At 35.6% G+C, this 25,791-nt stretch carries 22 protein-coding genes; 7 read left to right on the top strand and 15 right to left on the bottom strand.

Annotation, left to right across the window (positions count from 1 at the left end; translation table 11 throughout):
- Positions 1-15 precede the first annotated feature (15 nt).
- The 5 genes from NZ698_RS12875 to NZ698_RS12855 form a co-directional block, all read right to left on the bottom strand.
- Positions 16-1,362, bottom strand: a complete 1,347-nt coding sequence (locus NZ698_RS12875) for a DUF4403 family protein (protein ID WP_263003557.1) — start codon at positions 1,360-1,362, stop codon at positions 16-18.
- 42 nt (positions 1,363-1,404) lie between these two features.
- Positions 1,405-1,791 (bottom strand): dihydroneopterin aldolase, encoded by a 387-nt coding sequence (gene folB / locus NZ698_RS12870; protein WP_263003914.1) that lies wholly within the window; start codon positions 1,789-1,791, stop codon positions 1,405-1,407.
- A gap of 165 nt (positions 1,792-1,956) precedes the next feature.
- Positions 1,957-2,976 (bottom strand): quinolinate synthase NadA, encoded by a 1,020-nt coding sequence (gene nadA / locus NZ698_RS12865; RefSeq protein WP_263003556.1) that lies wholly within the window; start codon positions 2,974-2,976, stop codon positions 1,957-1,959.
- A 117-nt stretch (positions 2,977-3,093) separates the two neighbouring features.
- Entirely contained in the window at positions 3,094-3,660 is a 567-nt protein-coding gene (gene gmk / locus NZ698_RS12860) for a guanylate kinase (protein WP_263003554.1), read from the bottom strand.
- 86 nt (positions 3,661-3,746) lie between these two features.
- Positions 3,747-4,604, bottom strand: coding sequence for a YicC family protein (locus NZ698_RS12855; protein ID WP_263003553.1), 858 nt, complete (start codon positions 4,602-4,604; stop codon positions 3,747-3,749).
- Between the two features lie 141 nt (positions 4,605-4,745).
- Here NZ698_RS12855 and miaA point away from each other — a divergent pair, with 141 nt between their 5' ends.
- The gene (gene miaA / locus NZ698_RS12850) at positions 4,746-5,678 is read left to right on the top strand and encodes a tRNA (adenosine(37)-N6)-dimethylallyltransferase MiaA (protein ID WP_263003551.1); all 933 of its coding nucleotides are present in this window, start codon (positions 4,746-4,748) and stop codon (positions 5,676-5,678) included.
- Between the two features lie 364 nt (positions 5,679-6,042).
- Here the strand turns inward: miaA and NZ698_RS12845 are convergent, their stop codons facing one another.
- The 4 genes from NZ698_RS12845 to NZ698_RS12830 all read right to left on the bottom strand — a co-directional run bounded on the left by NZ698_RS12845 (position 6,043) and on the right by NZ698_RS12830 (position 13,088).
- Entirely contained in the window at positions 6,043-7,455 is a 1,413-nt protein-coding gene (locus NZ698_RS12845) for an efflux transporter outer membrane subunit (protein WP_263003549.1), read from the bottom strand.
- A 231-nt stretch (positions 7,456-7,686) separates the two neighbouring features.
- The gene (locus NZ698_RS12840; protein WP_263003547.1) at positions 7,687-10,869 is read right to left on the bottom strand and encodes an efflux RND transporter permease subunit; all 3,183 of its coding nucleotides are present in this window, start codon (positions 10,867-10,869) and stop codon (positions 7,687-7,689) included.
- A gap of 119 nt (positions 10,870-10,988) precedes the next feature.
- On the bottom strand, positions 10,989-12,149 hold the full coding sequence (locus tag NZ698_RS12835; protein WP_263003545.1) for an efflux RND transporter periplasmic adaptor subunit: 1,161 nt from the start codon (positions 12,147-12,149) through the stop codon (positions 10,989-10,991).
- Between the two features lie 342 nt (positions 12,150-12,491).
- The gene (locus NZ698_RS12830) at positions 12,492-13,088 is read right to left on the bottom strand and encodes a TetR/AcrR family transcriptional regulator (protein ID WP_263003544.1); all 597 of its coding nucleotides are present in this window, start codon (positions 13,086-13,088) and stop codon (positions 12,492-12,494) included.
- Positions 13,089-13,341: 253 nt separating this feature from the next.
- On the opposite strand from NZ698_RS12830, the gene NZ698_RS12825 reads away from it, so the two are divergent.
- Positions 13,342-13,896 carry a thioredoxin family protein gene (locus NZ698_RS12825; RefSeq protein WP_263003543.1) on the top strand — a complete coding sequence of 185 codons (555 nt, stop codon included), beginning with the start codon at positions 13,342-13,344 and terminating at the stop codon, positions 13,894-13,896.
- 50 nt (positions 13,897-13,946) lie between these two features.
- Here the strand turns inward: NZ698_RS12825 and NZ698_RS12820 are convergent, their stop codons facing one another.
- Positions 13,947-14,852 carry an AraC family transcriptional regulator gene (locus NZ698_RS12820; RefSeq protein ID WP_263003542.1) on the bottom strand — a complete coding sequence of 302 codons (906 nt, stop codon included), beginning with the start codon at positions 14,850-14,852 and terminating at the stop codon, positions 13,947-13,949.
- A 123-nt stretch (positions 14,853-14,975) separates the two neighbouring features.
- On the opposite strand from NZ698_RS12820, the gene NZ698_RS12815 reads away from it, so the two are divergent.
- Genes NZ698_RS12815 through NZ698_RS12805 form a run of 3 tightly spaced genes read left to right on the top strand, consistent with a single transcriptional unit; the run spans position 14,976 to position 20,138 of the window.
- Positions 14,976-16,205: an MFS transporter gene (locus tag NZ698_RS12815; protein ID WP_263003540.1), complete on the top strand. Its 1,230-nt coding sequence runs from the start codon at positions 14,976-14,978 to the stop codon at positions 16,203-16,205.
- Positions 16,205-17,686: a trehalase family glycosidase gene (locus tag NZ698_RS12810; protein WP_263003538.1), complete on the top strand. Its 1,482-nt coding sequence runs from the start codon at positions 16,205-16,207 to the stop codon at positions 17,684-17,686. Before NZ698_RS12815 ends, NZ698_RS12810 begins: the two co-directional genes overlap by 1 nt.
- A gap of 22 nt (positions 17,687-17,708) precedes the next feature.
- Complete coding sequence (locus NZ698_RS12805; RefSeq protein ID WP_263003536.1) at positions 17,709-20,138, top strand: TonB-dependent receptor; 2,430 nt, start codon at positions 17,709-17,711, stop codon at positions 20,136-20,138.
- Between the two features lie 201 nt (positions 20,139-20,339).
- Here the strand turns inward: NZ698_RS12805 and NZ698_RS12800 are convergent, their stop codons facing one another.
- Positions 20,340-20,978, bottom strand: coding sequence for an MBL fold metallo-hydrolase (locus NZ698_RS12800; protein ID WP_263003535.1), 639 nt, complete (start codon positions 20,976-20,978; stop codon positions 20,340-20,342).
- A gap of 61 nt (positions 20,979-21,039) precedes the next feature.
- On the opposite strand from NZ698_RS12800, the gene NZ698_RS12795 reads away from it, so the two are divergent.
- A complete protein-coding gene (locus tag NZ698_RS12795) occupies positions 21,040-22,251 on the top strand; it encodes a type IX secretion system plug protein (RefSeq protein WP_263003534.1) in 1,212 nt (403 codons plus the stop codon).
- A gap of 127 nt (positions 22,252-22,378) precedes the next feature.
- On the opposite strand, the gene NZ698_RS12790 is transcribed toward NZ698_RS12795, so the two are convergent.
- The 4 genes from NZ698_RS12790 to NZ698_RS12775 form a co-directional block, all read right to left on the bottom strand.
- Entirely contained in the window at positions 22,379-22,639 is a 261-nt protein-coding gene (locus NZ698_RS12790) for a hypothetical protein (RefSeq protein WP_263003533.1), read from the bottom strand.
- The gene (locus tag NZ698_RS12785) at positions 22,639-22,866 is read right to left on the bottom strand and encodes a hypothetical protein (protein WP_263003531.1); all 228 of its coding nucleotides are present in this window, start codon (positions 22,864-22,866) and stop codon (positions 22,639-22,641) included. Before NZ698_RS12785 ends, NZ698_RS12790 begins: the two co-directional genes overlap by 1 nt.
- A 215-nt stretch (positions 22,867-23,081) precedes the next feature.
- Positions 23,082-24,104, bottom strand: coding sequence for a ferrochelatase (gene hemH / locus NZ698_RS12780; protein WP_263003530.1), 1,023 nt, complete (start codon positions 24,102-24,104; stop codon positions 23,082-23,084).
- A gap of 76 nt (positions 24,105-24,180) precedes the next feature.
- The gene (locus tag NZ698_RS12775) at positions 24,181-25,059 is read right to left on the bottom strand and encodes a NifU family protein (RefSeq protein ID WP_263003529.1); all 879 of its coding nucleotides are present in this window, start codon (positions 25,057-25,059) and stop codon (positions 24,181-24,183) included.
- A gap of 154 nt (positions 25,060-25,213) precedes the next feature.
- Here NZ698_RS12775 and NZ698_RS12770 point away from each other — a divergent pair, with 154 nt between their 5' ends.
- Positions 25,214-25,729 (top strand): gamma carbonic anhydrase family protein, encoded by a 516-nt coding sequence (locus tag NZ698_RS12770; protein WP_263003528.1) that lies wholly within the window; start codon positions 25,214-25,216, stop codon positions 25,727-25,729.
- Positions 25,730-25,791: the final 62 nt, after the last annotated feature.

Genomic DNA, 25,791 nt, shown 5'->3' with positions numbered 1-25,791 from the left:
GTTATTTAATTTTTATTAAAATCCTTTCAGCGTAAATCTCAAATTCGCATTGGTGTCAATTACAGCCGTAATTCCGGAATCATTCAGCAGAATTTGATGCGGCTTCAGATTAGATACTTTGCCTGTCATTTTCAGACCTTTGTAATATTCTTTATTAAATGCTTCTTCAATACTTTTTTTAGATGTAGTTTCCAGTTCAGAGGTAGGAATTCCATATTCGTCTTCGATCATTTTTACGATTTTTCCTTTGAAAAGGGAAGTGGCTAACTTCTGGAGAATGTTGGCTGTTTTAAGCTTAAATTTTGTATCTGAAAGTACAATTTTTCTTTTCATTTCATCATAAACAGGAACTCCTGAAATAAAAGCCGTTCCTTTTACGTAGCCTTCTGTTTCGGCTTCTATCATAATCCGGTTTGCTTCGCCGTATACTTTGATGTCTGTGATTTTTACTTTTGAATCTCTAATGTCAAATTCTTTATTGAGAAAAGTTTTTTTGGCGATATTCGTTGCTTCCGAGAATGGAATGTTTGCGGTTGTCTGTAATACAAACTGATCGGCTAAGAGTGGAATAAAATTAAAATTCATTATTGCTTTTGCAGGCTGCGAAGCTTCTGGTTTTGTTCCAGTATAAGTTTCCGAGAAAATATCAATACCGATATTGGTATCAATTTCATTTCCATAGAATTTTAAAGGACTAATATTGACGTTGATTGGTGTGATTTTCAGCCATGTATTATATTCTTCTGAAATATTAAAAGGTTGCGAAAAAGCATTCCAAGCCAAAACTGCATATTGCTGGAAATTCAACTGTGATGCCATTTGCTGATCGATTGTTTTACAGAAATTATATTGTTGTTCTTTCAGGCTTTTTTCGACTAGAGAAGTAATTGGGATTTGAATTTTGCCAAAATCTAAAACTGGTTTTTTCACCCATTTAAAACCCATCGGCTGAGTAAAAGTACTTACTGTCCAATTGTTCTTAAAATCTAACGTAGTTTTAAAATACATCACCGTTTCAAAAGTAGTTTCCTGATACGAATACACTCCCAGTGTTCCGATGCCTTTCTGTGCCCAGATTTTTAGCGGAACTTCAATGTTCAGACTTTCATTGGAGCTTCCTACCAGACGAATTGGTCTTGTCTTCCAGACTTTTACTTTAAATTGATCATTGTCGTTATCTGAAAAAGAATCATCCTGAAAAATCAAATCTTTCACTGAGGCATTAATCATATTGCTAATTTCCGACAACGGAATAGTGACCGGCATTGTAATGCTCGATTTTATTTTCGGAAAATTATAAATCGCATCTCCGGAAGTTTTGGTTTGACCAAAAATACCAATAGAAATCAATAGAAAGAACATTTTAAATAACTTCACTGTGGTTTGATTTTTTAAAAATGAAAATTACTCATTTTCTGTAGTTCTGCCTAATAAAAAACTTTTCTCCAATTCAATGCTCGCGCCTTTCATTTCACCCTTCATTGGCGGACTGGTTTTGGTAATTCTCAGTTTAATGTAAGAAATCTGATTGAATTTTTCGCTGATTTTCGTAATAATTCTTCCGGCAACATGCTCGAGCAGTTTAGATTTAACCTTCATTTCATCATGAATGATTTCATTGATATCTGCATAGCTGATCGTGTCATTCAAATCATCAGAAACCGCAGCATCCCACAAATCTGTATGAATTTCTGCATTTAAAATATAGTACGTCCCGATAATGTTTTCTTCGGGAAGAACGCCGTGGTAAGCGTAGATTTTTACGTCTTCTAAAAATATTTTGCTCATGATTTTTTTATTTGAAATTCCCAAACTGCTTTTCTGTAATTCATATTAATTGTCATTTGTAGAAATTTAAACAAAACAGTTTAAATTTCTGTCTAGATTCCTACGGAATGACAAAGCAGGCTGGTAAATTTATAATTAAAAAAGCGAGTAAAAAACCCGCTTTGAAATTTATTTGATGCTTTTCGAAAGATCGAGCATTGCCTCAATCGGCTTCAGTGCTCTCAACCGAAGCTCTTCTTCAATGATGATTTCCGGAAGTTCGTATTTCATACACAGGTACAGTTTTTCCATTGTGTTTCTCTTCATGTAAAAACATTCTGAGCAGTTACAGCTTTCGTCGAAAACCAAAGCAGGAATCAGTTCTTTATGTGGTGCACGCTTTCTCATTTCGTGAAGAATTCCTTCCTCAGTTGCGATAATGAATTTCTGACAGTCATCTTGTTCAACAAAATTCAACAAAGCAGACGTCGAACCTATGAAATGAGCCAATTTTAAAACTGCTTCTTCACTTTCCGGGTGTGCAATCATTTTTGCATCAGGATTATCTGCCAATTGCTGTGCGATTCTTTCCATAGAGAAAGCTTCGTGTACAATGCAGCTTCCGTCCCAAAGAATCATATCACGACCAGTTTTTTTAGATAAATATCTTCCTAAATTTTTATCCGGAGCGAAAATAATCGGTCTGTCAGTTGGCAAAGCTTCAATTACAGTTTCAGCGTTTGAACTGGTTACAATGATGTCGCTTTCTGCCTTCGTTTCGGCGTTACAGTTGATGTACGTTGCGATTAAAGCGTTTGGATGCTGCTCACGCATTTTTCTCAAACCTTCACCAGAACATCCGTCTGCCAAAGAACATCCAGCCATTGTATCTGGAAGAACAACTTTCTTCGTCGGATTCAGGATTTTTGCAGCTTCAGCCATAAAATGTACTCCGCAGAATACAATCATGTCGGCGTCGGTATCTTTTGCCTGTCTTGCCAATTGAAGAGAATCTCCCAAGAAATCAGCAATATCCTGAATCTCTCCAGGTTGGTAATAATGCGCTAAAATGACGGCATTTTTTTCTTCTTTCAGTTGGAGAATGGCTTTTACTAAATCTTCTCCTTGAGGAATTGCAATATCTTTTAAATCTAAAAATCCTTTTACAGGAAGTGTAGATTTAGCTTTTTCTAATGTTTCGGTGCTCATGTCGACCTGTGTTTTTATTTTATCAAAATTAAAAGTAAGAAATAAGAGGTTAGTTGTGATTGAATTTGTTTTTTTAACGAATCAAACTTCCATCATCCTTCTTCCAACTTCCAGTCTTTACTTTCCAATAAAACTTTTTATTAAACTTTCTATTTCTATTTTTGCTTGATTCAAATCGCTGTTGATGACGATCTGGTCAAATTCTATTGCGTAGGTAAGCTCTTCTTCGGCTTTTTCCACGCGGGTTTTGATGGTTTCGGCATCATCGGTGTTTCTTGAAATCAATCTCCGTTCCAACTCGGCAATCGAAGGTGGTTCAATGAAAATGGACAATGCTTTTTCACCAAAATATTTTTTTAATGAAATTCCGCCTTTTACGTCTACATCAAAAATAACAACTTTTCCCTGATTCCAGATCTTTTCGACCTCAGATTTCAGAGTTCCGTAATATTTATCGGTGTACACTTCTTCAAATTCCACAAAAGCTTCTTCAGCAATTTTCTGTCTGAATTCATCCGGCGAAATAAAGTGATAATCAATGGCATGAATTTCACTTCCTCTCGGCTGTCTCGTCGTGCAAGAAATGGAAAACTCCAGTTCCGGAATCGCCTCCAGAGAATGTTTTACCAATGTTGTCTTCCCGCTTCCCGACGGCGCTGAAAATATGATAACTCTTTGATTCAAAATTTAAAATTTAAAATTTAAAATTCATCTCAAACTGTAAAATCCAAAGTTGGTTAGACTTGAATTTTAAACCTTGAACCTTGAATTTAAAGTACGTTTAATGTTTGCTCTTTAATTTTTTCCAAATCATCTTTCATCATCACGACTAATTTCTGAATCTCAGCGTGATTGGCTTTTGAACCTAAAGTGTTGATTTCTCTTCCGATTTCCTGCGAAATAAAACCTAGTTTTTTTCCGTTAAAATCTTCATTTTCCATTACTTCAGAATAGTATTTCAGATGTTGTGAAAGTCTCACTTTTTCTTCCTGAATATCTAATTTTTCAGTAAAATAAGCCATTTCCTGATAGAATCTTGTTTCGTCAACGTTCTCAAACTCTTTTAAAGTTTTCATGTAACGTTCTTTCACAGCATCAATTCTCACCTGCTCATAAGGAACAACTTCTGCCAGAGATTTATCAATATTTCTGATGTTTCTTTCCAGTTCTTCATGAAGAATTTTCCCTTCAGTTTTTCTGAAATCCTGAAACTTATCTACCGCATTGTTTACGATTTTCGCCAAAGCTTCCCATTCACCTTCAGTTAATTCGTCTGGTCTTGAAGTGATCGCATCAGGAAGTCTAACTGCCATTTTAAGATATTCAAAATCCGGTCCGTCAGAAGCGATATTTTTAAGCTCATTCATGTAAGAATCGATCAGACTTCTGTTGATTTTCACATCATTCGTTTCTTCAAGATTCTCAATATTGATATAGCAATCTACCTTTCCGCGGATGATTCTATCGTTCAGAATTTTTCTTACTTCAAATTCTTTTTCTTTGTAACGTAAAGGAATTTTGATGTTTAAATCAAAGCTCTTGCTGTTCAGTGATTTAATATCGATCGAAATTTTCTTTCCTTCAAAAACACCTTCGGCTCTACCGAAGCCGGTCATTGATAAAATCATAGTTTTTTATTGTCGTACAAAGATAAACATTTAATTTAGCACATTTAAAAATTGATTCGAAATTTGAGGTTTGAAATTTGAGATTCTTGCTGCAAATTATTCATCATACTCAGACATCTATCATCAAACATCCATCATTCCATGAAAACCCTGATTTCAGTTGTAGGCACCACCGGAATTGGCAAAACCAAACTTGCTATTGAGCTTGCCAAGCATTTTAATACAGAAATTATTTCCTGTGATTCCCGACAGTTTTTCAGTGAAATGAAAATCGGAACGGCTGCACCTTCGGAAGATGAACTTTCGCAGGCAAAACATCATTTTATCGGACAGCTTTCGGTAAAAGATTATTATTCTATCGGTCAGTTTGAGCATGATTCTTTGGAATTATTGGATCGGCTTTTTGAAAAATACGATATTGTCATTATGGTTGGCGGAAGTATGATGTATGAGAAAGCAGTGATTGAAGGATTAAATGATTTGCCTGAAGCTAACGAAGAAAATCAGGAAAAACTGGAAAACATTTGGAAAACTGAAGGAATTGAAAAACTTCAGGAAATGCTGAAAGATTTAGATCCGGAATATTACGAAAACGTAGATATTCACAATCAGAGAAGGTTGTTGCGGGCGATTGATGTTATTTGGCAAACCGGAAAAACATATTCTGAAAATATTTCTCATGACAAAAATCCGAGGAAGTTCAAAACAATAAGAATCGGTATTGAAGCGCCCCGGGAAACGGTTTACGAAAGAATCAATCTGCGTGTTGATAAAATGATGGAAAGTGGCTTGCTCGATGAGGCGAAAAATCTAGATGAATTAAGAAAATCTCAGGAAGGAAGAAATCTGGCGTCACTGAATACGGTCGGTTATTCGGAGCTTTTTAAATATTTTGATGGTGAATGGGATTTGGCTTTTGCGGTTTCTGAAATCAAGAAAAACTCGAGAAGATTTGCGAAACGCCAACTGACTTGGTATAGAAAGGAGGATAATATTCATTATATAGAAGTGGGTTATTCGGAGGAAGATTTTAATGGGTTGATTGAATATCTTGATTCTAAAACTTCAATCTGATTTTTATTTTATCGCAAAGATTTACCTAAAAACTGTATCATTTTTAAGGAGCAAAGAGTGGCGACAAGTCGCCTAAGGCAGTTGCTTCGTCAGAATCAATTTATTGGTTCCAATCTTTGCTCCCTCTTAAAATTACACATCTGTTGATTAAAACTTTGCGTTTAAATTTTAACCATTAAGATTTTTATTAAGAAGTTAAGTTGAATTAAGAAAAAATCAAATAGATTTTTAAAAGCATTGAAACTAAAAGCGTAGCTCAACTTAATATTTCTTAACTCCTTCATTAATCCTTAATGGTTCAAAATTTATTCAAACAAAAAATGCGATCCCTTGAGACCGCACTTCAAACAATATAATTAATTTACTACTTCCATCCGCCACCTAAAGCTCTGTACAAATCGACAATGCTGCTTAATCTCTGTCTTTTTACAGACGCAAGATTCAGTTCAGCCTGTAAAGAATTACCCTGAGCGGTAATCACTTCTAAGTAATTGGCCATACCGCCTTTGTACAGCATTTCGGCACTTTTAATTCCATTTTTTAATGTTGTTACCTGTTCGCTGGCTTTTTGTTCCTGAACTTTTAAGCTTTCGTTGGAAACCAGTGCATCAGAAACTTCGCCTACTGCATTCAAAACAGACTGACGGAACGCCAAAACGTTTTTCTCTCTTTGAATTTTAGCAACATTTAAATCTGTTTTTAACTGTCTTTTCTGGAAAATAGGCTGAGTCAATCCTCCTAAAACAGAACCGAACAATGAAGCCGGAATTGAAAACCAGTTGTCAATTTTAAAAGAATTTACGCCACCGGCAGCTGTAATTTTCAATGAAGGATACATGTTTGCCTGAGCAATTCCTACGATTGAATTGGATTCCAATAAAACCAATTCCTGCTGACGGACATCGGGACGGCGACTCACCATCGCAGCCGGAAGTCCGGCGGAAATATCCTGTGGCAATGAAGTGTCAGACATTTCAATGGTTCTGTCTACTTTATCTGGATTTTCACCAACCAAAATACTCAGCGCATTTTCCTGAATCGCGATATTCTGTTCCAGTTGAGTAATCAAGAGTTCTGTTGATTGCTTTTGAGCGGTTGCCTGCTGAACTCCCAATGAAGTCGTATCACCGCTTTGCCACAATTTTTCTGTGAGAGAAAGCGTGTTGGCGCTTAATTCTAAATTTGATTTTGCAATCTGCAGCTGTTTGTCGAGCATCAACAGATTGTAATAACCCTGAGCAATCGCCGCAACTACCTGTGTCTGAATTGCTTTAGTCGCTTCATAAGTCTGCAGATACTGCATTTTTGAAACTTCCTGCTGGTTTTTTATTTTACCCCAAATATCAGCTTCCCAGGATAAATTGAATGCTGCATTATAATCTTCAACATGACTCTGACCTAAAAATAAATTTAAGCTCTGCCCATTCATACTGTTCTTAGAAGGTTTTGAAATCTGCGCAGAAACTCCGAAACCAATATCAGGATACTGAAGATATTTTGCCTGCTTCAGCCTTTCCTGTGAGGAAGCAACCTGTTTTAAGGCAATCTGTAAATCGTAATTATTTTTAATTCCTTTTTCAATCAAATCCTGTAAAATCGGATCATTGAAAAACTGTTTCCACTGAAGGTTGGCAACACTTGCTGTGTCGGCGGTTGCGGTGTATTTGAAAGTTTCGGGAAGTTCGGGTTTCGTTTCCTGATAGGCCAGTTTCGGCACACAGGAGACGGCACCTAATGCAATCCCAAAAGCGATAATTATATTTTTTACTCGTTTCATAAATAGGATATTTAAATTGATCACAAAACTTTGAGTGTAAGCAAAACTGTCTATAACAGGAGAAAATATTTTGCTTTTACTTTCCCACAGATCTCACAGATTTACACAGATGTTTGCTTTTAAAAACTTATTTGGTCTTTTGTTTTCAAACATTTTAACTTATAGTAATTGTGCAATCTTTTGTGACTTTTGTGGTTAAAACATTCTCAAAGTTTTGTTAATCATTTATTATTAATGTGCTGATGCTAAAAGTTCCTCTTCCAGTTTTTGTCTTTGAATTCTTTTAGTCTTTCTGCTCGGCATTTTTTCATGTAAATACTGGAAGATGACGTACATCACCGGAATGATGAAAATCCCGAAAACAACTCCTGTAAACATTCCACCAACGGTACTGATTCCGATAGAGTGATTTCCTTTTGCTGCGGCACCTTGCGTCCAAACCAATGGAAGCATACCGATAATGAAAGCAAATGAAGTCATCAGAATTGGTCTCAAACGTAATCTTGAAGCCTGTAGAGCAGATTCAATCAATGATTTTCCTGCTTTTCTTCTTTGAACAGCAAACTCGACAATCAGAATCGCATTTTTCGCTAACAATCCGACGAGCATGATTAAACCAACCTGAACGTAAATGTTATTATCAATTCCAGCCAATCCTGTGAAAGCAAATACTCCGAAAATCCCTGTTGGAATGGTCAAAATAACAGCAAACGGAAGGATATAACTTTCATACTGAGCAGCCAGTAAGAAATACACAAACAAAATACTTAGCATAAATACAAAAGCAGTCTGTCCGCCGGTTTTGATTTCTTCACGGGTAATTCCTGTCCATTCATAACCGTATCCACGAGGAAGTGATTTTTGGGCAACTTCTTCTACCGCTTTGATCGCGTCACCGGTACTGTAACCAGGTTTCGGAGTTCCGTTGATGGTCACGGCGTTGAATAAGTTGTTTCTTGAAACCGTTTCCGGTCCGAAAGTTCTTTTTAAAGTAACCAGAGTCTTTACAGGAACCATTTCTCCGGTTTTATTTTTAACATAAATTCCTTCCATTGAATCTGCATCGTTACGGTAAGCAATATCTGCCTGAGCCATTACTCTGTAGTATTTCCCAAATCTGTTGAAATCTGAAACGAAGCTGCTTCCATAATAAATCTGCATGGTCTGCATCAATTCAGTTACAGAAACTCCGAGCTGATTGGCTTTATCTGTATCCACATCAATCGTGTACTGAGGATTTCCTGCTGCGTACGTTGTAAAGGCAAAAGCAATTTCAGGACGTTTCATCAATTCTCCGATAAATGTCTGAGTAGTGGTTCCCAACTGTTCAAAAGAGCCGTTCGTTTTATCCTGAAGCATAAATTCAAACCCTGAAACGTTACCAAAACCCTGTACTGTCGGGAAGTTGAAGAAGAATGCGTTGGCGTCTTTTACCTGAGCTACTTTTCCTGTCAGGGCTGCTGCAATCTGGTCGGGATCTTTTACTTCGCCACGGTCTTCAAAGTCTTTAAGCTTAATAAAACCTGCAGCATAAGGTGATGCGTTTGAATTACTGATAAAATTCATTCCGTCGGCTACCCAAAGGTGATTTTTGGCTTTCTCACCATTGATTATTTTATCAATCTGCTCTGTGGCTCTGTGGGTTCTGTCCAATGAACTTCCAGGAGGCGTATTTACTGCATACAGAACAAACCCCTGATCTTCTGTTGGAATAAATCCTGTCGGCGCTTTATTGATTAAGAAAACACTTGCCGCTGTGATCAATGCAAGACCTGTAACGGCAACCCATTTATTTTTAATTAAAAATTTAAGGCTGTAAATGTATTTTCTGGTCATGTTATTAAAGCTTTTGTTGAAAGCATTGAAAAACTTCGCTCCAAAACCTTTTTTCTGACCATGTTCGCTGTGTTCTCCCTGAGGATCATTTAATAATAAAGCACATAACGCCGGACTTAAAGTCAATGCATTAACGGCTGAAATCAAAATTGCGATCACCAAAGTAAAGGCAAACTGTCTGTAGAAAACTCCCGCCGGACCCTGCATAAAACCAACCGGAATAAACACCGCACACATCACCAGCGTAATCGAAATAATCGCTCCTGAAATTTCGCTCATTGAGTTTGTGGTTGCCTGCTCGACCGGCATTCCTGTCTGTTCCATTTTTGAATGGACGGCTTCCACAACGACAATCGCGTCATCCACCACAATTCCGATGGCTAAAACCAATGCAAACAATGTCAACATGTTGATACTGAAACCAAACATCTGCAGGAAGAAAAATGTGCCGACAATCGCCACCGGAACTGCAATCGCTGGAATTAATGTAGACCTGAAATCCTGAAGAAAAATATACACCACAATAAAAACGAGAATAAATGCAATGACCAGTGTTTCTACAACCTGATGAATTGACGCATCCAAAAAGTCTTTCGAATTGTACATGATGATAGGCTCAACTCCTTTAGGTAAGGTAGTTTTCATTTCTTCAATCTGCTTTTCAATAGCAGTTAAGATTTCATTTGCATTTGAACCTGCTGTCTGTAAAATGGCAAAACCTGCGACAGGTTTACCGTCCATTCTGTTGGCTGCGGTGTAGGTGTAAGAACCGAATTCTACTCTTGCAACATCTTTTAATCTTAAAAACGAACCGTCACTGTTTGATTTGATTGCAATGTTTTCGTAGTCTGCATTTTTGTTTAATTTACCTTTATATTTTAGAATATATTCGTAAGTTTCCTTGCTTCCCTGTCCTAAACGACCAGGAGCAGCTTCAAGATTGTGATCTTTTACCGCTGCCAGAACTTCCTGTGGAGAAAGATTGTTGGCAGCCAAACGGTCTGGCTTCAGCCAAAGTCTCATGGAATAATCTCTCGTTCCGAAAACCTGTGCCTGCGCAACACCCGGAATACGCTGTATTTGAGGAATGACGTTGATTTTCAAATAATTCTGCAGGAAAAGTTCATCGTATTGTTTCGGATCTTCACTTGATAATCCCATAAACATAATCATACTGTTCTGAACTTTCTGCGTGGAAATTCCCGCCTGTACAACCTCCTGCGGAAGCTGACTCATCGCTTTGGAAACACGGTTTTGAACATTCACCGCTGCGTTATCCGGATCTGAACCCTGTTTGAAAAACACACTCAAAGTCATGGATCCGTCGTTACTTGAGTTGGAAGTCATGTACGTCATGTTCTCAACACCGTTCACCGCTTCCTCAATTGGAACGGCCACGGAACGGGCAACAACTTCTGCATTTGCTCCCGGATAAAATGCCGTCACCTGAACGCTCGGCGGTGCAATATCGGGAAACAGCGTTATCGGCAGGTTAAAAACCGACATCGCTCCCAACAGCAATAGTATAATGGAGATAACCGTAGAAAGTACCGGTCTATCTATGAATTTTTTTAACATAAGAAGTTTAATTTTAGGTTGCTAATAGCGATTAGCCTTTGGCCACTGGCTAAAAAAATAATGCTTCAGAAATAATATTATTAAATATTGAATTGAAAGCCAGAAGCAAAAAAGCTGTTTTACAATGGTTTTGCTTTAAGTAAACTGTCAGAAGAAATCGCCTTTGGCTGAATGGTAACCCCATCTTTCAACGCTCCGATTCCTGTGAACACAATTTGGTCACCTGCCACCAGTCCTTCAGAAATAAAATAATAGCTGTCTGTTTTTCCTGAGATGGTGATTGGTTTTCCGGTTACTTTTTTATCTTTTCCAACAACGTAAACGTAGATTTTATCCTGTATTTCGAAAGTAGCTTCCTGTGGAATCACAAGCGTGTTGGCAAATAACTGAGGCATACGGACTCTTCCCGTGTTTCCTGTTCTCAAAGTTCCGTTCGGATTTGGGAAAACTGCACGAACGCTGATGGCTCCTGTGGTTTTGTCAAACTGTCCATCCACAATACTCATTTTTCCTTTTTCGGGATAGGTACTATTGTCGGCGATGACCAAATCTACCATCGGCATATTTTTCAGTTTTTCGCTTAACGTTGCTCCTGGATATTTTTTCTGGAAACCGATAAAATCCAGTTCACTTAAAGAGAAGTAAGCATAAATTTCACTGATGTCTGATAACATGGTCAACGGATTGGCATCTGTTCTTGAAATCAAACTTCCTTTTTTGTAAGGAATTCTTCCAATGTAGCCGCTTACTGGCGCAGTAATGGTTGTAAATCCTACGTTGATTCGGGCTCCGCCAACTGAAGCTTTTGCCTGTGATCCTGCTGCGACTGCTGCTGCATAATTCGCTTTTGCAGTTCTCAGTTGTACATCAGAAACTACTTTTGCAGCTACCAATGGCTGAAGTCTGTCAACTTCCACTTTAGCTTTCTGAATATTGGCATTGGCAACCTGTAAATTGGCATTGGCCATATTCATTTGCTCTCCGTAAGCTCTTGAATCTATTTTGAATAAAGCTTGTCCGGCTCTTACATAAGCACCTTCTTCTACATAAATTCTATCCAAATATCCGTCAACTTGTGATCTTATTTCTACATTATTTTTTCCTTCCAATGCAGTTGGAAATTCCTGATAAACTGTAGCAGGAGAAGTAATTACAGTGTATACTGGTAATTCTGGTGCAGGTGGTGCGGCGTTTGTACCTTCTGCCGCTTTAGTACAACTTTGTAAAAGAATAATACTCGATATAAGTACAATAATCCTTGTTTTTGCTGTTATTTTCATTTTAGTTTATTTTAAAAAAAATGTTAGATTGAGTAATGTTGTTTTTAATTTAATTGATGTAATATTTTCTAACGGTGTTAAGTTTTGGTTAAAAAAATAAAACATTTTTAATGTTGAATTAATGTGTCATTTTCATGGTTACAATTTTTAATATAATTTTGGTTGAGTTGTTTTGCGTGTTATTTTTCTTAACAGTGTTAATGATAAGGAAAAAAAATTGCCAGAAATAATGTAAAGAAGTTATGTTTCATTTTAAAGTTTTTTATTTTTATATTAATTGAATAATGTTAATTATTCTATGTTACTTTTCCTAACGGTGTTAATTTTTAGTTCAAAAAAAATTTACAGAGATTTAATAAAAGCCGAAACCGTTTCGTCCAAAGTTGTTTTATTCATTGTAGAAGGAATATCGTCATTTCTCATCATCATAATTGAAATCAATCCGTGAACTGCTGAAAACAAAGCGTGAGAAGAGTGACAAGCATTGTCTTCATTTGAACCTTTTTTCTTGATAATCTCATAAGTACAGTCAAAAATCATATCCTGGAAAGATGAAAATTCTTCTTTCATCAAACCTTTTCCGCTGCATTGCATTCCCAAACCAAACATCAACTGGTAATATTCTTTGTTTTTGAAAGCAAAATTCCAATAAGCATCTACAATTGCAGTCAGTTGATCTTCTGGAGTTTCGTGTTTTTTTTGTGCTTTTAGTAATTCTATTTGCAGACAGTGAAACCCGTTGATAGAAATTTCATACAAAATAGCTTCTTTATTTTCAAAGTGATCATAAACTACGGGCGCACTGTACTCAATAGCATCTGCAATTTTACGGATAGAAAGCGAAGCCCAACCATCAGTTTTAGCCAAAGTGAATGCTGCCTGCAAAATATTTGCACGGATAGATTCTTTTTCTCTTTGACGACGTTCATGTAAACCCATGATTTTATATTACTAACAGTGTTAGCAAAACTACAAACATTTAACTATACAAAGCAAATAATTTTTGAAATTTAACTTACAATGAAAGACTTTGAAGAGCTAGATACTTTGCCGTTTGCTGACTGCATGGGAGTTCGAGGAAATTATTTTCAATTATAGTAAAAATTAATAGATTAAATAGTCTAACTCAATCAGATTATTGTTTTAGTAACTATTAAAAGAATCTTTATCTTTGTCGACAAAATAAAAAGATATGAATACTCCCTCAAATATGTTGGCATTAGGTACAAAAGCACCTTTTTTTGAACTTCCGAATCCTTCAAAAAGCAATGAAGTTCAGTCATTGGATGATCTGAAAGGCGAAAAAGGTACTTTGGTGATTTTTATGTGCAATCATTGTCCGTTTGTACTTCATGTTATCGATAAGCTGACAGAATTGTATGAAGACTATAATGAAGCAGGGATTGAATTTATTGCGATCAATTCAAATAATGTCGAAAAATATCCTGCAGATTCTCCGGAAAAAATGATTGAGTTTCAGATCGAAAGAAATTTTGATTTTCCTTATTTATACGATGAAAGTCAGGCAATCGCAAAAGCTTATGATGCCGCTTGTACGCCGGATTTCTTTTTCTTTGATGATAAATTAGACCTAATTTACAGAGGTCAGATGGATGATTCAAGACCGGGAAATCATAAAGAAGTGACGGGTGAAGATTTGATTATTGCTTTTGAAAATCTTTTAATAGGTGAGCCACAGGAAGAAATTCAATGTCCAAGTATGGGTTGCAATATTAAATGGAAATGATTTTTAATTATTTAAATATATTAAGCTGTCCACTTTTTGGACAGCTTTTTTTATTCTAAAAATGTAGCTTTAATTTTAGTTTCAACCTTCAATTCTACACTCACTTTCTTGTGGGAGTAATTTTTAATAAACTCTGAAGGTGTTTTCTCAGTATATTTTTTAAACATTCTGTTGAAGTACGTCACATTATTAAAACCACAACTGTAGCTGCATTCGGAGATGGTTTTGTCCTGAGTCATCAAAAGACAGGCTTTATTGATTCTATAACGATTCACAAATTCGGTGAAAGTGATTTGAGTAGCTTTTTTAAAAAAATTGCAAAAGGCGGGTAGAGTCAAATTTGCCAACTTAGCAACATCATCAATATCAATATCTTTATCGTAATTATGCTCAACATAAGTAAAAATATTCTGTAATCTTGTTTTATTTTTTGCAATGATTGTGTAAGGCATGATTTCCTGATTCAGCAGCTCAAACTCTTCACATTTTGAAAGCTCAAAAAGTATTTCCAAAAGCAATAAATACCTTTTATAGCCTTCTGATTTCAGCATTTGTTTTAGCTTTGGAAGAAGCTTAGCCTTAATATCGGTATCATACAAAATTCCAAATTTGGAAAGTTCCAGAAGACTTTTGATAGACCTCGCTTCAGATTCCTGTTCGGGAAACTGTAGAATATCTTCCTTAAACTGTAAAACGATTTCTTCGTGAGGGTCAATCGAATTTAAACCAAATCCTGAATGTGGAATATTTGAACCGATCAATACTAAATCTCCATTGGTATAATTGCTTTTATGATAACCAACATGACGGGTTCCGCTCCCGGAAATCACACAGACAAGCTCAATTTCGGGGTGATAATGATACTCCCATTTGAATTCTGAAATGGGCGCAGTATTGTGGATTGTACGAAAAGAACTCTTTTCATCGGGAATCACTCTCTCAAAAGTAACTTTCATTTAATTAATGTTATTTAAGCCTTAAAAATAGTAATTATATTAATATAGTTCAAATATTGATTTACTATGTTAAATTAACGTTAAGTGAAATGCTTCTATCTTAGACACCAAGAAATTAACTCCATGAAAAATTTCAATATAAAAGCAGTTTTGTTTTTAAATTATTTCGTCTTTGCAATTCTTCTCAATTCTGTTGGGACCGTGATTTTGCAGATGCAGCAAAACTTCGGAATTTCAAAATCTCAGGCAAGTGTTCTGGAAGGTTTTAAAGATCTTCCGATTGCAATTTGCTCATTTATTTTAGCATCTTTCTTACCCAAAATAGGAATTAAAAACTCAATGTTGATCGCACTTTTTCTGGTAAGCTGCATGTGTTTTGTAATGCCATTTGCGAATGAGTTTTGGTTTTTCAAATTATTATTTGCGATCGTCGGGATTTCTTTTGCTTTAATTAAAATTTCAGTTTTTACCTCAATAGGTTTGATTACAGAAACTGACAAAGAACACTCCAGCTTTATGGGATTTCTAGAAGGGTTTTTCATGGTTGGGGTTTTGATGGGAAATGTGCTTTTCAGTCTTTTTATGGACGATAATAATCCTAAATCTACAGAATGGCTGAATGTTTATTGGGTTTTGGGAGGTCTTTCGGTTTTGTCTTTCCTGTTTCTTTTCTTTTCTAAATTGAATGAGAATGAAGCTAAAAGTGAACAGACGAGTTTGCTTGGAGATATTAAAAACAGCATCAGTTTATTCAGCTACAAAAAAGTTTTATTCTTTTTACTGTGTGCTTTCTTATTCGTTTTGGTTGAACAAAGTTTCCAGACCTGGACGCCGACTTTTTATAAAGAAATTCTAAAAGTTCCTACTTCGATGAGCATTCAGGCGGGTGCAGTATTAGCGGGAGCGTTTGCTTTAGGAAGATTCTTGTCAGGGTTTTTCTCAAAGAAATTCAGCTGGATCTACGTTGTTTCCTTTTGTGTAGTTGGTTTTGCAATCAGTATTTTATTGGTTTTACCTTTAACACATAATATTTTAATTAGCGCAGGTACAAACTGGCTAAATGCACCATTGGTTGTTTACCTTTTTCCATTAATGGGAGGTTTGCTGGCGCCAATTTATCCAAGTATCAATTCGGTGATTCTGGCTTCAATTCCGAAATATTTACATAGTGCAATGTCCGGATTGATAGTGGTTTTCTCTGCAATCGGAGGAACAATCGGGTCAATTATTACTGGTTTTGTCTTTCAGGAATTCAGCGGACAAGAGGCGTTTTATCTGTCACTGATTCCTTTGACTTTGCTATTTGTTTCGGCAATTATCATGAGTAAATTAAAAATAAATCCTAAAAAATAATGAGTAATCAATTATATATAAAAGATATTGAGTCTTTGTTTGACGATGTTCAAAGATCAAAAATTTTTGAAGATCAGAAGACGATGACAGATGCGGTTCCTTTATTTCCTATTTCGGAAATCAATGAAAAATATGAGAAAGAAAAAAATAATGAGGATTTTGATCTGAAATCTTTCGTTTTATCAAATTTCGATTTTTTAGGAACTAAAATTACCATCGAAAGATATGAACAATTACCCATTGACCAGCATATTGAAAAACTTTGGGATGAATTGACCAGAACGGCTCCCGAAGAAAAAGGCACGCTTATGAAACTTCCAAAACCATACATCGTTCCCGGAGGTCGTTTTAATGAATTTTTTTATTGGGACAGTTATTATGTAATGCTGGGATTGCAGGTTTCCGGACGAATTAAAATGATGGAAAATATTGTTGAGAATTGCTCATACCTTATTCAGACTTTCGGATTTGTACCGAATGCAAGCAGAACCCATTTTCTGAGCCGCTCACAGCCACCTTACTTTTCTATAATGCTTGATTTACTTGCTGAAAGCACAAATGATGGAGAAATCTACAGTAAGTATTATGACACTCTCGAAAAGGAATATCAATTCTGGATGGATGGAGAAGCAGGCTTAGAAAATGATTCTGCAACCAAAAGAGTTGTCAAAACAAAAGAAGGATCGACTTTAAACAGATATTATGATGCTGAAAACACCCCACGTCCTGAAAGTTATTTAATTGATATTGAAGATTACCAAGAACCCGCAGGTGAAGATTTTTACAGAAATGTAAGAGCTGCATGTGAATCGGGTTGGGATTTTTCTAGCAGATGGTTTGCAGACGGAGAGACAATTCAGACCATTGAAACTTTAAATCTTGCTCAGGTAGATCTGAATTGTCTTTTATGGCATTTGGAAAAAACCTTAGCTAAAACTTCGGAGCTACAAAACCTTTCAGAAAAGCAAGAATATTACAGTCAGAGAGCAGGGAACAGAAAAAAGGGAATCGATCAATATTTTTGGGATGCAGAAGGAAAAATCTACAGAGATTATCATATAAAAAATCATCAGCAAACCTCATCGGAGAGTATTGCTACACTTTACCCTTTATTTTTAAAGTTGGCAAATTTGGGTCAGGCAAAAGCAGTAATAGAAAAGATTGAAGAGAAATTTCTTTACCAGGGAGGAATTGTTACGACAACCAAAAACTCGGGACAGCAATGGGATTTTCCGAATGCATGGGCGCCTTATCAATGGTTAGGATTTCTATCTTCAAAAAATTATGGTTTTGATGATTTAGCTGAAAAAATAAAAAACAACTGGTGCTCAAATGTAGAAAGAGTCTACAATAATACTGGAAAACTGATGGAAAAATATAATGCTCTAGATACAGAAACCATTGCCGGTGGTGGAGAATATCCCAATCAGGACGGGTTTGGCTGGACAAACGGAGTCTATTTAAGATTAAAACAAAACTAACATATAATAAAGTCAAAACGCTATGAAAAAAAAATCAATTCTGTTGCTTACAGGTATTGCAACGTTTTATTTTAACAACACGTATGCTCAGGAAACCGTTCAGGATTCTACAAGAACAGCATCTATTGATCAGGTAGTTATCACGGGTAACTCCCGACCAAAAGCAAAAATTGAATCTAGTACGGCGATTTCAACTTTTACTGCAAAAGAAATTCAGAAACAAAACCCGATCAGTGCCGCTGCGTTATTGCAGAGAGTTCCCGGTTTTGCTGTTGAAACTTCAGGAGGTGAAGTAGGGAATAACCTTTTCGCAAGAGGTATTCCGTCTGCGGGAGCTTACGAATTTGTACAGGTTCAGGAAGATGGTTTGCCGGTTTTTGAAGACGGAGCTTTACAATTCGCAAATGCAGATAATTTCTTTCGTGTAGATAATTCTGTAAGCAGATTAGAAGCTTTGAGAGGTGGTTCAGGTTCTATTTTTGCGACCAATTCTCCTGGAGGTTTAATCAACTTTATTACTAAAGAAGGCGGAAATGATTTCAAAGGAACTGCAAAATTAGAAACAAGTACATATGGTTTGATGCGTACTGATGTGAATCTTGGAGGAGCATTAATTCAGGATAAATTATTCTTCAACGTTGGTGGTTTTTACAGAACGGATGACGGTATCAGAAAAACTGATTTTAAAGCAAATAACGGAGGACAAATAAGAATGAATCTGAAATATGTTTTTGACAAAGGTTATGCTAAAGTATATTACAAAAAGTTGGACGACAGAAATACATTCTATTTACCAATTCCTTTAACACAAAACGGAAATGATTTAAAAGAATTCCCGGGCTTTGATGCAAATTATGGAACATACAGCTACAGAAATATCAGTCAGTTAAATATTCCTCAAGCAGGAGGTGGTTTCTTTAAAAGAAATCTGGAAGACGGAATTCACCCGAAAGTTGATGTTGTAGGTGCAGAATTTAAATATGATTTAGGAGATAATTTCAGTGTTACTAATAAAACTAGATACACAAATATTAATCTAAATTACACAGGTATTTTCCCTGCAGGAGGACCTCAAGCAGGAAATAAATTTGCAAATGACAATGGAATTGCGGGAAATAATTTCCAATATTCTTTAGTGAGCAGCGGACAATTGGTAAATCCTGCTTACGTTCAGGAATTAGGTTTTTGGGCAATTGATAAAAAGATGAATAATTTCGTTAACGATTTACAGTTCAATTACAAGTTTGACAAAGGAACCGTTACAGCAGGTTTTTATAAATCAAACTGGAGATCAAACCAATATTGGAACTGGAGCAATGTTCTTGCAACAGCTACAGATAAACCTGAATTACTTAATTTAGTTGATACTTCTTTAGCTCCAACTTCTACAGGTTACTCTAAGACGTATAATGGTGTTACAGATATGTCTTTCCTGTTAAGAGAATCTCAGGTTCAGGGAAGTTTGAATGATCTTTATGCAAATTTAGATTTAAATATCACCGATAATTTAATCTTGAACGCAGGAATCCGTTACAGCAGAGATTTTTACAAAGGATATTCTGTAAACACAACTACAGGGAATCTTAATAACTCTGGATTGACAACAGACGGAACTCATAGTTTTGCAACAACGACTGCGGATGATAATATGAGCGTTTTGGGAAATAAATATTCTTATTGGAAGTATGATATTGATAAACTTTCTTCCACTTTAGCTGCAAATTACAAGATTAATACAAATAATGCAGTTTATGCACGTTTTTCTCACGGTTTCAGATCTCCGAATGAAGAAGCATACTACAACTACTTTACAACAGTAAATCCTGATCAGCCTTTAAAACCTGTTACCACAAATCAGTTTGAAGTAGGTTATAAATATTACACCCGTAATTTTGATATTGGTGTGATTCCATTCTATTCTACACTTAAAAACCTTTCATTTACAGATGTATTCTCTAACGGATCTTCTGAAAATACATTCGCCGATACCGAAAACTACGGGGTAGAGATCGAAGGATTTGCACGTTTTTTTAATAATCTTGTTGAGGTTAGTTTCAATGGAACTATTCAGAATCCTAAATATACAGGACTTAGCGGTAGTAGTCTTTTGGAAGGAAATACGGTAAGAAGAATGCCAAAATTGTACTTCAATATTTCTCCTGCAGTTAACATAACTAAAGAATGGAGAACTTATGTAAGCTATAATTATTACGGAGAGCGTTTTCAGGACCAGTTAAATGTTCAGACTTTACCTGCATTTAGTGAGTTTGGAGCAGGAACCTCTTATCAGTTAGGGAAAATCAGATTTGCAGTTGATGGAACGAATATCTTCAACACCATCGGAATTACAGAAGGTGATCCAAGAGCAGGATCTCCATCGGGAGACGGAACGATTATGGCAAGACCGATCATGGGTGCAGCTGTGAGAGCTTCAATTACTCTAGACTTCTAAGGGTTAGTATTTTAAATAAATTGATAAAACCGTCAGATTTTTCTGACGGTTTTTGTTTTTAAATTATAATCACTCGCTTTGTTATTCCGGAAGAATCTCAACACGTATTGCTTTTATTATTTTCGAGATTTGGATTCCTCCGGAATGACAAACTTTGTGTTAGAAATCCTATTTTTAAATTTAGAAAAATATCTCCACCATTTACTTTAAAAACGGGTTATACTGCTTCTCAAAACCAATTTTAGTAGGATTTCCGTGTCCTGAAAAAATCTGTGTTTCTTCATCCAAGACAAAAAGTTTTGTTTTGATCCCTTCAATTAATTGCTCGTAATTTCCTTTATATAAATCTGTTCTTCCGATGCTTCCTTCAAATAAAACATCACCAGAAATGATAAATTTCTGATTTTCATTATGGTAAACTACACTTCCCGGAGAATGTCCCGGAACGTGATAAATTTTAAATTTTTCTCCGTCAAAATCCAATATATCACCTTCGTTTACGTATTCTAAATCAACATTGATATGATCGAGATCAAATCCGAATCTCATTCCGCTGATCTGAAACATATCCAAAACTTCTTTATCATCTTCATGCATCGTTACCGGAACTTTATACGTGTCGAAAGCCCATTGTAAGCCTAAAACGTGATCAATATGAGCATGAGTTAAAATAATTTTTACAATTTTTAAATCATTTTCTTTGATGAAATTTGCGATGGCAGTAGTTTCCTGCTCATTCATATTTCCCGGATCGATCAGCCAGGCATTTTTATTTTCATTAAAAAGAACATAAGTATTTTCACTCGCAAAATTGAAGACGAAGGCCTGTATTTGAAACATATTCTGAATATTTTTTTATCAAAAATACAATATTCTTTAGAGATTCGTTATCTTCGTCATAATGAAAACGTTGCAGATATTTTTACTCAGTTTAGGTTCTTTGGCTTTTGCTCAGAACATACAAAGTATTCAGTTGTTTAATCCTCAAACCAATGACGAAACGCCGGTTATCAATATGAATCAGCAATTGGTGTTGAGTTTCGATGATTTAACAAATTCCAGTACTGTTTACCGGTATACTCTGAAACATTACGACAGAAACTGGCAGGATGATAATCTGTTCTTTACAGAGATTGCCAACGGAAGCATGAATGCGCTTTTGGATCAGTTTCAATATTCATTTAATACGATTCAGGCTTATACGCATTACACTTTAAAATTTCCTAATGATAAAATCAAACCGAAAATTTCAGGAAACTTTGAAATCATTATTTATAAAGATTCTGTGGATAAACCACTTTTCACCAAGAGATTTTCTTTGGTAGAAGATCAGGCTAATTTGACTCTCAATATTTCAAGAATTGCGGACGCAAGAAATCCCAATGCCAACCAAAGAGTAGAAGTACAGGTAACTTCAAAAGGTGGAGATCTTTCTTCGAATGTAAATTCTATGACGCTGAACGTCATGCAGAACAATAATCAGAACATGAAGATTACCAATCTGAAACCAAGTTCAACATTAGGAAGTCAGATTTTATTTCAGCAGATGAGTATTGTATTTCCGGGAAATAATGAATTTTATTATTTCGATAATAAAAATATGAATATGCCTGCAGATATGGTATACGAAACAGGATTGAAAGACGGCGTTAATAATACTTATCTTCATCCGGTTTGGGCGTATCCGCTGAATTATCAGTATCAGCCAGACGTGAATGGAGCTTTTTATTATCGAAGAAATGATTTGGGATTAGAAAGAAATGCTGAAAGAGAAGCAGATTATTCATGGGTGTATTTTTCTTTGGATTCTGATCCGATTGAAAAAGAATTGTATGTTTTGGGAGGATTTAATGATTTTAAAGCAAACAAAGAATCTCAGATGCTCTATGATGCAGAACAGAAGAAGTATGTTGCTAAGATTTTCCTGAAACAAGGTTTCTACAATTATATTCTTGCTACAAGAGAAGCGAATGGCGCTTTAAATTTTGGTGAAGTTAACGGGAATTTCTGGCAGACAGAAAATCTTTATCAGGCATTTTTGTACTATAAACCTTTCGGAAGAAATTATGATGGTTTGCTTGGATATGGTGAGTTTAGAACGCCTGTAAGATAGCTAAAGATAAATTTAGTTAAAAAAAAACCTTACAAAATTTTCATTTGTAAGGTTGCTGTTTAAGGTGTACAAGACCTTTACAGATAAAATCAAACTATATAATAATGTCAAAAAAGTCTTAATTAAATCAATTCTTAAAAATCGCGGTAATAAAAAGGCTGTCGTTTTCTTCAAATAAATAATGAATATCAACAGGGAATTTTTCGGTTTTGTAAACCTGTACTTCCTTACTTTTTATATCTAATTTTTCGTAATTGCTAAGAATTGTACTGATAGATTCTTTTAAATCATCTAAAAAATATTTGTCTTTGTTTTGTTCTTCAGCATTGAAAACCCGCATCAACATTCTGATGTCATTTTTTGCAATCGACGACAACAAAACTTTCATTACGCACAGATTTGTTCAAGTTCTGTAATACTCTCAAAAAAATCAAGTTTCGTTTTTGTGTTTTCAGAATGAAACTGAATTCTGTTAAAAACTTCATCCAACTGAAATTGCGGAACATTAGTTTTAGGAGTCGTATCTAAATTGTCCACGATTCTAATGAACGCCTCTGCAAGTTCCGGAGTGAAACTTTCAATTTTTCTTTTTAGAATTTCTATACTTGAGTCCATTATTTCTAATTTTTTAAATTGTCCCTATCTTTTGATAGGGTAAAATTACAAAAAAATATTAAAAAACCAAACTTACCCCCATTAAATTTTAAAATATTATGAAATAAATTTAAATTTATATAATTAGCCCTGTATTTTTGAGGGGTGTTATGGAAAATAAATAAAAAAGGGACATTTGATTGCGCAAATGTCCCTCAATATTTTTTAAAATTTATTTAAACGAAATAAAATTCATTCAGTTTTTCCTCACAGAGTGTTTTTACAACATCAATCCATCGGTCTTCATCGTTAAGGCATGGGATATAATGGAAATTCTCTCCACCACCATGCTCAAACTGATGTTTTCCTTCTACTGAAATCTCTTCTAAAGTTTCCAGACAGTCGGAAACGAAGGCCGGACAAACAATAGCGAGGTTTTTAATTCCTTTTTTGCCAATGGTTTCCAAAGTTTCATCCGTATAAGGTTCCATCCATTTGTCTTTTCCTAATCTTGATTGGAAGGTGACCATCACTTTTTCTTTTGGTAAACCTAATTTCTTAATTACAGAATTGGTCACATCAAAACATTGATGACGATAGCAAAACTGGTGACTCGGATTATTCTCACGGGAACAGCAATCATTCAGATTACAGGTATTTGTAGGATCTGTCTTATATATATGTCTCTCCGGAACGCCATGATAAGAAAATTGTAACGCATCAAAATTTTCAGGAAGTTTTTCTCTGATGCTTTCTGCAAGACAATCAGTGTAAATTTCTCTATTGTAGAAAGGCTGAATGTAATTGATTTTAATACCCGGAAACTTCTTTTTTCTTACTTCTTCTGCTTTATCAATCACAGTTTCAGTTGTACTCATCGCATATTGCGGATACAATGGAAATAAGACAATTTCCGTCACACCCTGATCAACTAACTTTTGAATTCCGGCTTCAATGCTTGGTTGTGCATATCTCATTCCGATTTCTACCGGAACGTCAACCAATTTCTGAAGTTTTTTTTGAATTTTCTGAGTGATGACAATTAAAGGTGAACCTTCATCTGTCCAGACAGTTTTATAGGCTTCAGCTGATTTTGCAGGTCTTGTATTTAAAATGATTCCTTGAACCAAAAGTGCACGGAAGAACCATCGGTAATCAATTACTTTCTCGTCCATCAAAAATTCATCAAGATATTCTCTGACATCGGGCACAGAGGTGGATCTTGGTGAACCTAGATTGACTAATAATATTCCTTTCATTCTATATAGGTAATAATTAATGGGTAATTAGTAATATGACTTAGGTAAAATATTACCTATTACTCATTACTAATATTTAGCCGTTTACTGCTTCTACGTGTTGTACTAAATCTGGAACGAACTGTTTTAAGATATTTTCAATTCCACCTTTTAAGGTTGCAGTAGAACTTGGGCATCCTGAACAAGCGCCCTGTAAAAGCATTTTTGCAGTTTTGTTGGCTTCATCATATTCTATTAATGAAATTTTTCCACCGTCATTTTCTACTGCAGGAGCTACATATTCATTTAAAATATCAGAAATTTTCTGTTCGTTATCTGTGTAATCTCTGTTAATAATATTTTCAACAGGACTTTCGTGTTTTTGAGCAACGATATTTGAAATTTCGCCACCGCTTTGAAGGTATTCGGCAATTAAACCACGAACCGCCATCATTACCTGATGCCATTCCACAGAATTGTCTCTCGTTACTGCCACGAAATTATCTGAAATAAAAACTTCTTTAGCAAAATCAAAATCTTTAAAAATAGCCTGAGCCAAAGGAACTCCTTCTGAGGCTTCTCTCGATTTTACTTCCACAAAACCATCCATCAGAATTTTGCTCGAAACAAATTTCATTACATTGGGATTGGGTGTCATCTCTGCATAAATCTGAATCATTTCCTTTTTCTTCTGAAGATAGATTCTCGGGTTGGCCAAAAGCTCATCCTCAATTACATTTTTCAGATTTTCGGCAATATGTTCCCATTCTACCGTATCCTGTTTAGCCACGGCAACAAAATTAGCAGTAATGAAAATTCTTTCCACAAAAGGATAGTTAAAAACTTCCTGTGCTAAAGGGATTTCTGATATATCTGAATTTCTGTCCAACTCCAAAGACCCGGGAATCAAGTTGTAATCAGCTACAAATTTCATCACTTTTGGGTTTTCAGTTGGCTCTATAAGAATAGTATGCATTTTTTCTTTAAATTTGAGATACAAAAATACGGATAAGAACTGGGAAGTTAGAATTTGGAACTTAGATTTTTGCTATCACTGTAATTTAAAAAAGCAGGATGACAACTTAAATGATTTTCAAATTGACTCATTTTCAAATTTTCAAATTAAAAATATGGCACTTGTAAAAGAACTTTTAGGAAAAGCACCGCAAATCGGAGATAATACTTTTTTGGCAGAAACCGCCACGATTATTGGCGATGTAGTGATGGGAAAAGACTGCAGTATTTGGTATAATGCAGTGATCAGAGGTGATGTAAATTACATCAAAATGGGAGACAAGGTTAATGTGCAGGATAATGCCATGTTACACTGTACCTACGAAAAATTTCCATTGGAAATCGGAAATAATGTGTCTATCGGTCACAACGCCATCGTTCACGGATGCAGAATTAAAGATAATGTTTTGATTGGAATGGGTTCTATCGTAATGGATGACTGTCTGGTTGAGGAGAATTCCATTGTTGGCGCAGGTTCGGTAGTGACTCAGGGAACGCATATTAAATCCGGCGAAGTGTGGGGCGGAGTTCCGGCAAGAAAGATTAAAGATATTTCTTCGGCATTACTGGAGGGAGAAGTGAATCGTATTGCAGATAATTATGTGAAATATTCTTCTTGGTATAAAGAGTAGATGAAAATTACTCAACAGGAACGGGCTTTAGCCCGTTTTCAATAAAGAAAGTAATCCTTTGG

Origin of the sequence: Chryseobacterium edaphi, assembly GCF_025628985.1 — a bacterium.
Classification (GTDB): Bacteria; Bacteroidota; Bacteroidia; order Flavobacteriales; family Weeksellaceae; genus Chryseobacterium; species Chryseobacterium edaphi.
This window is presented reverse-complemented; position numbering and strand designations above follow the sequence as displayed.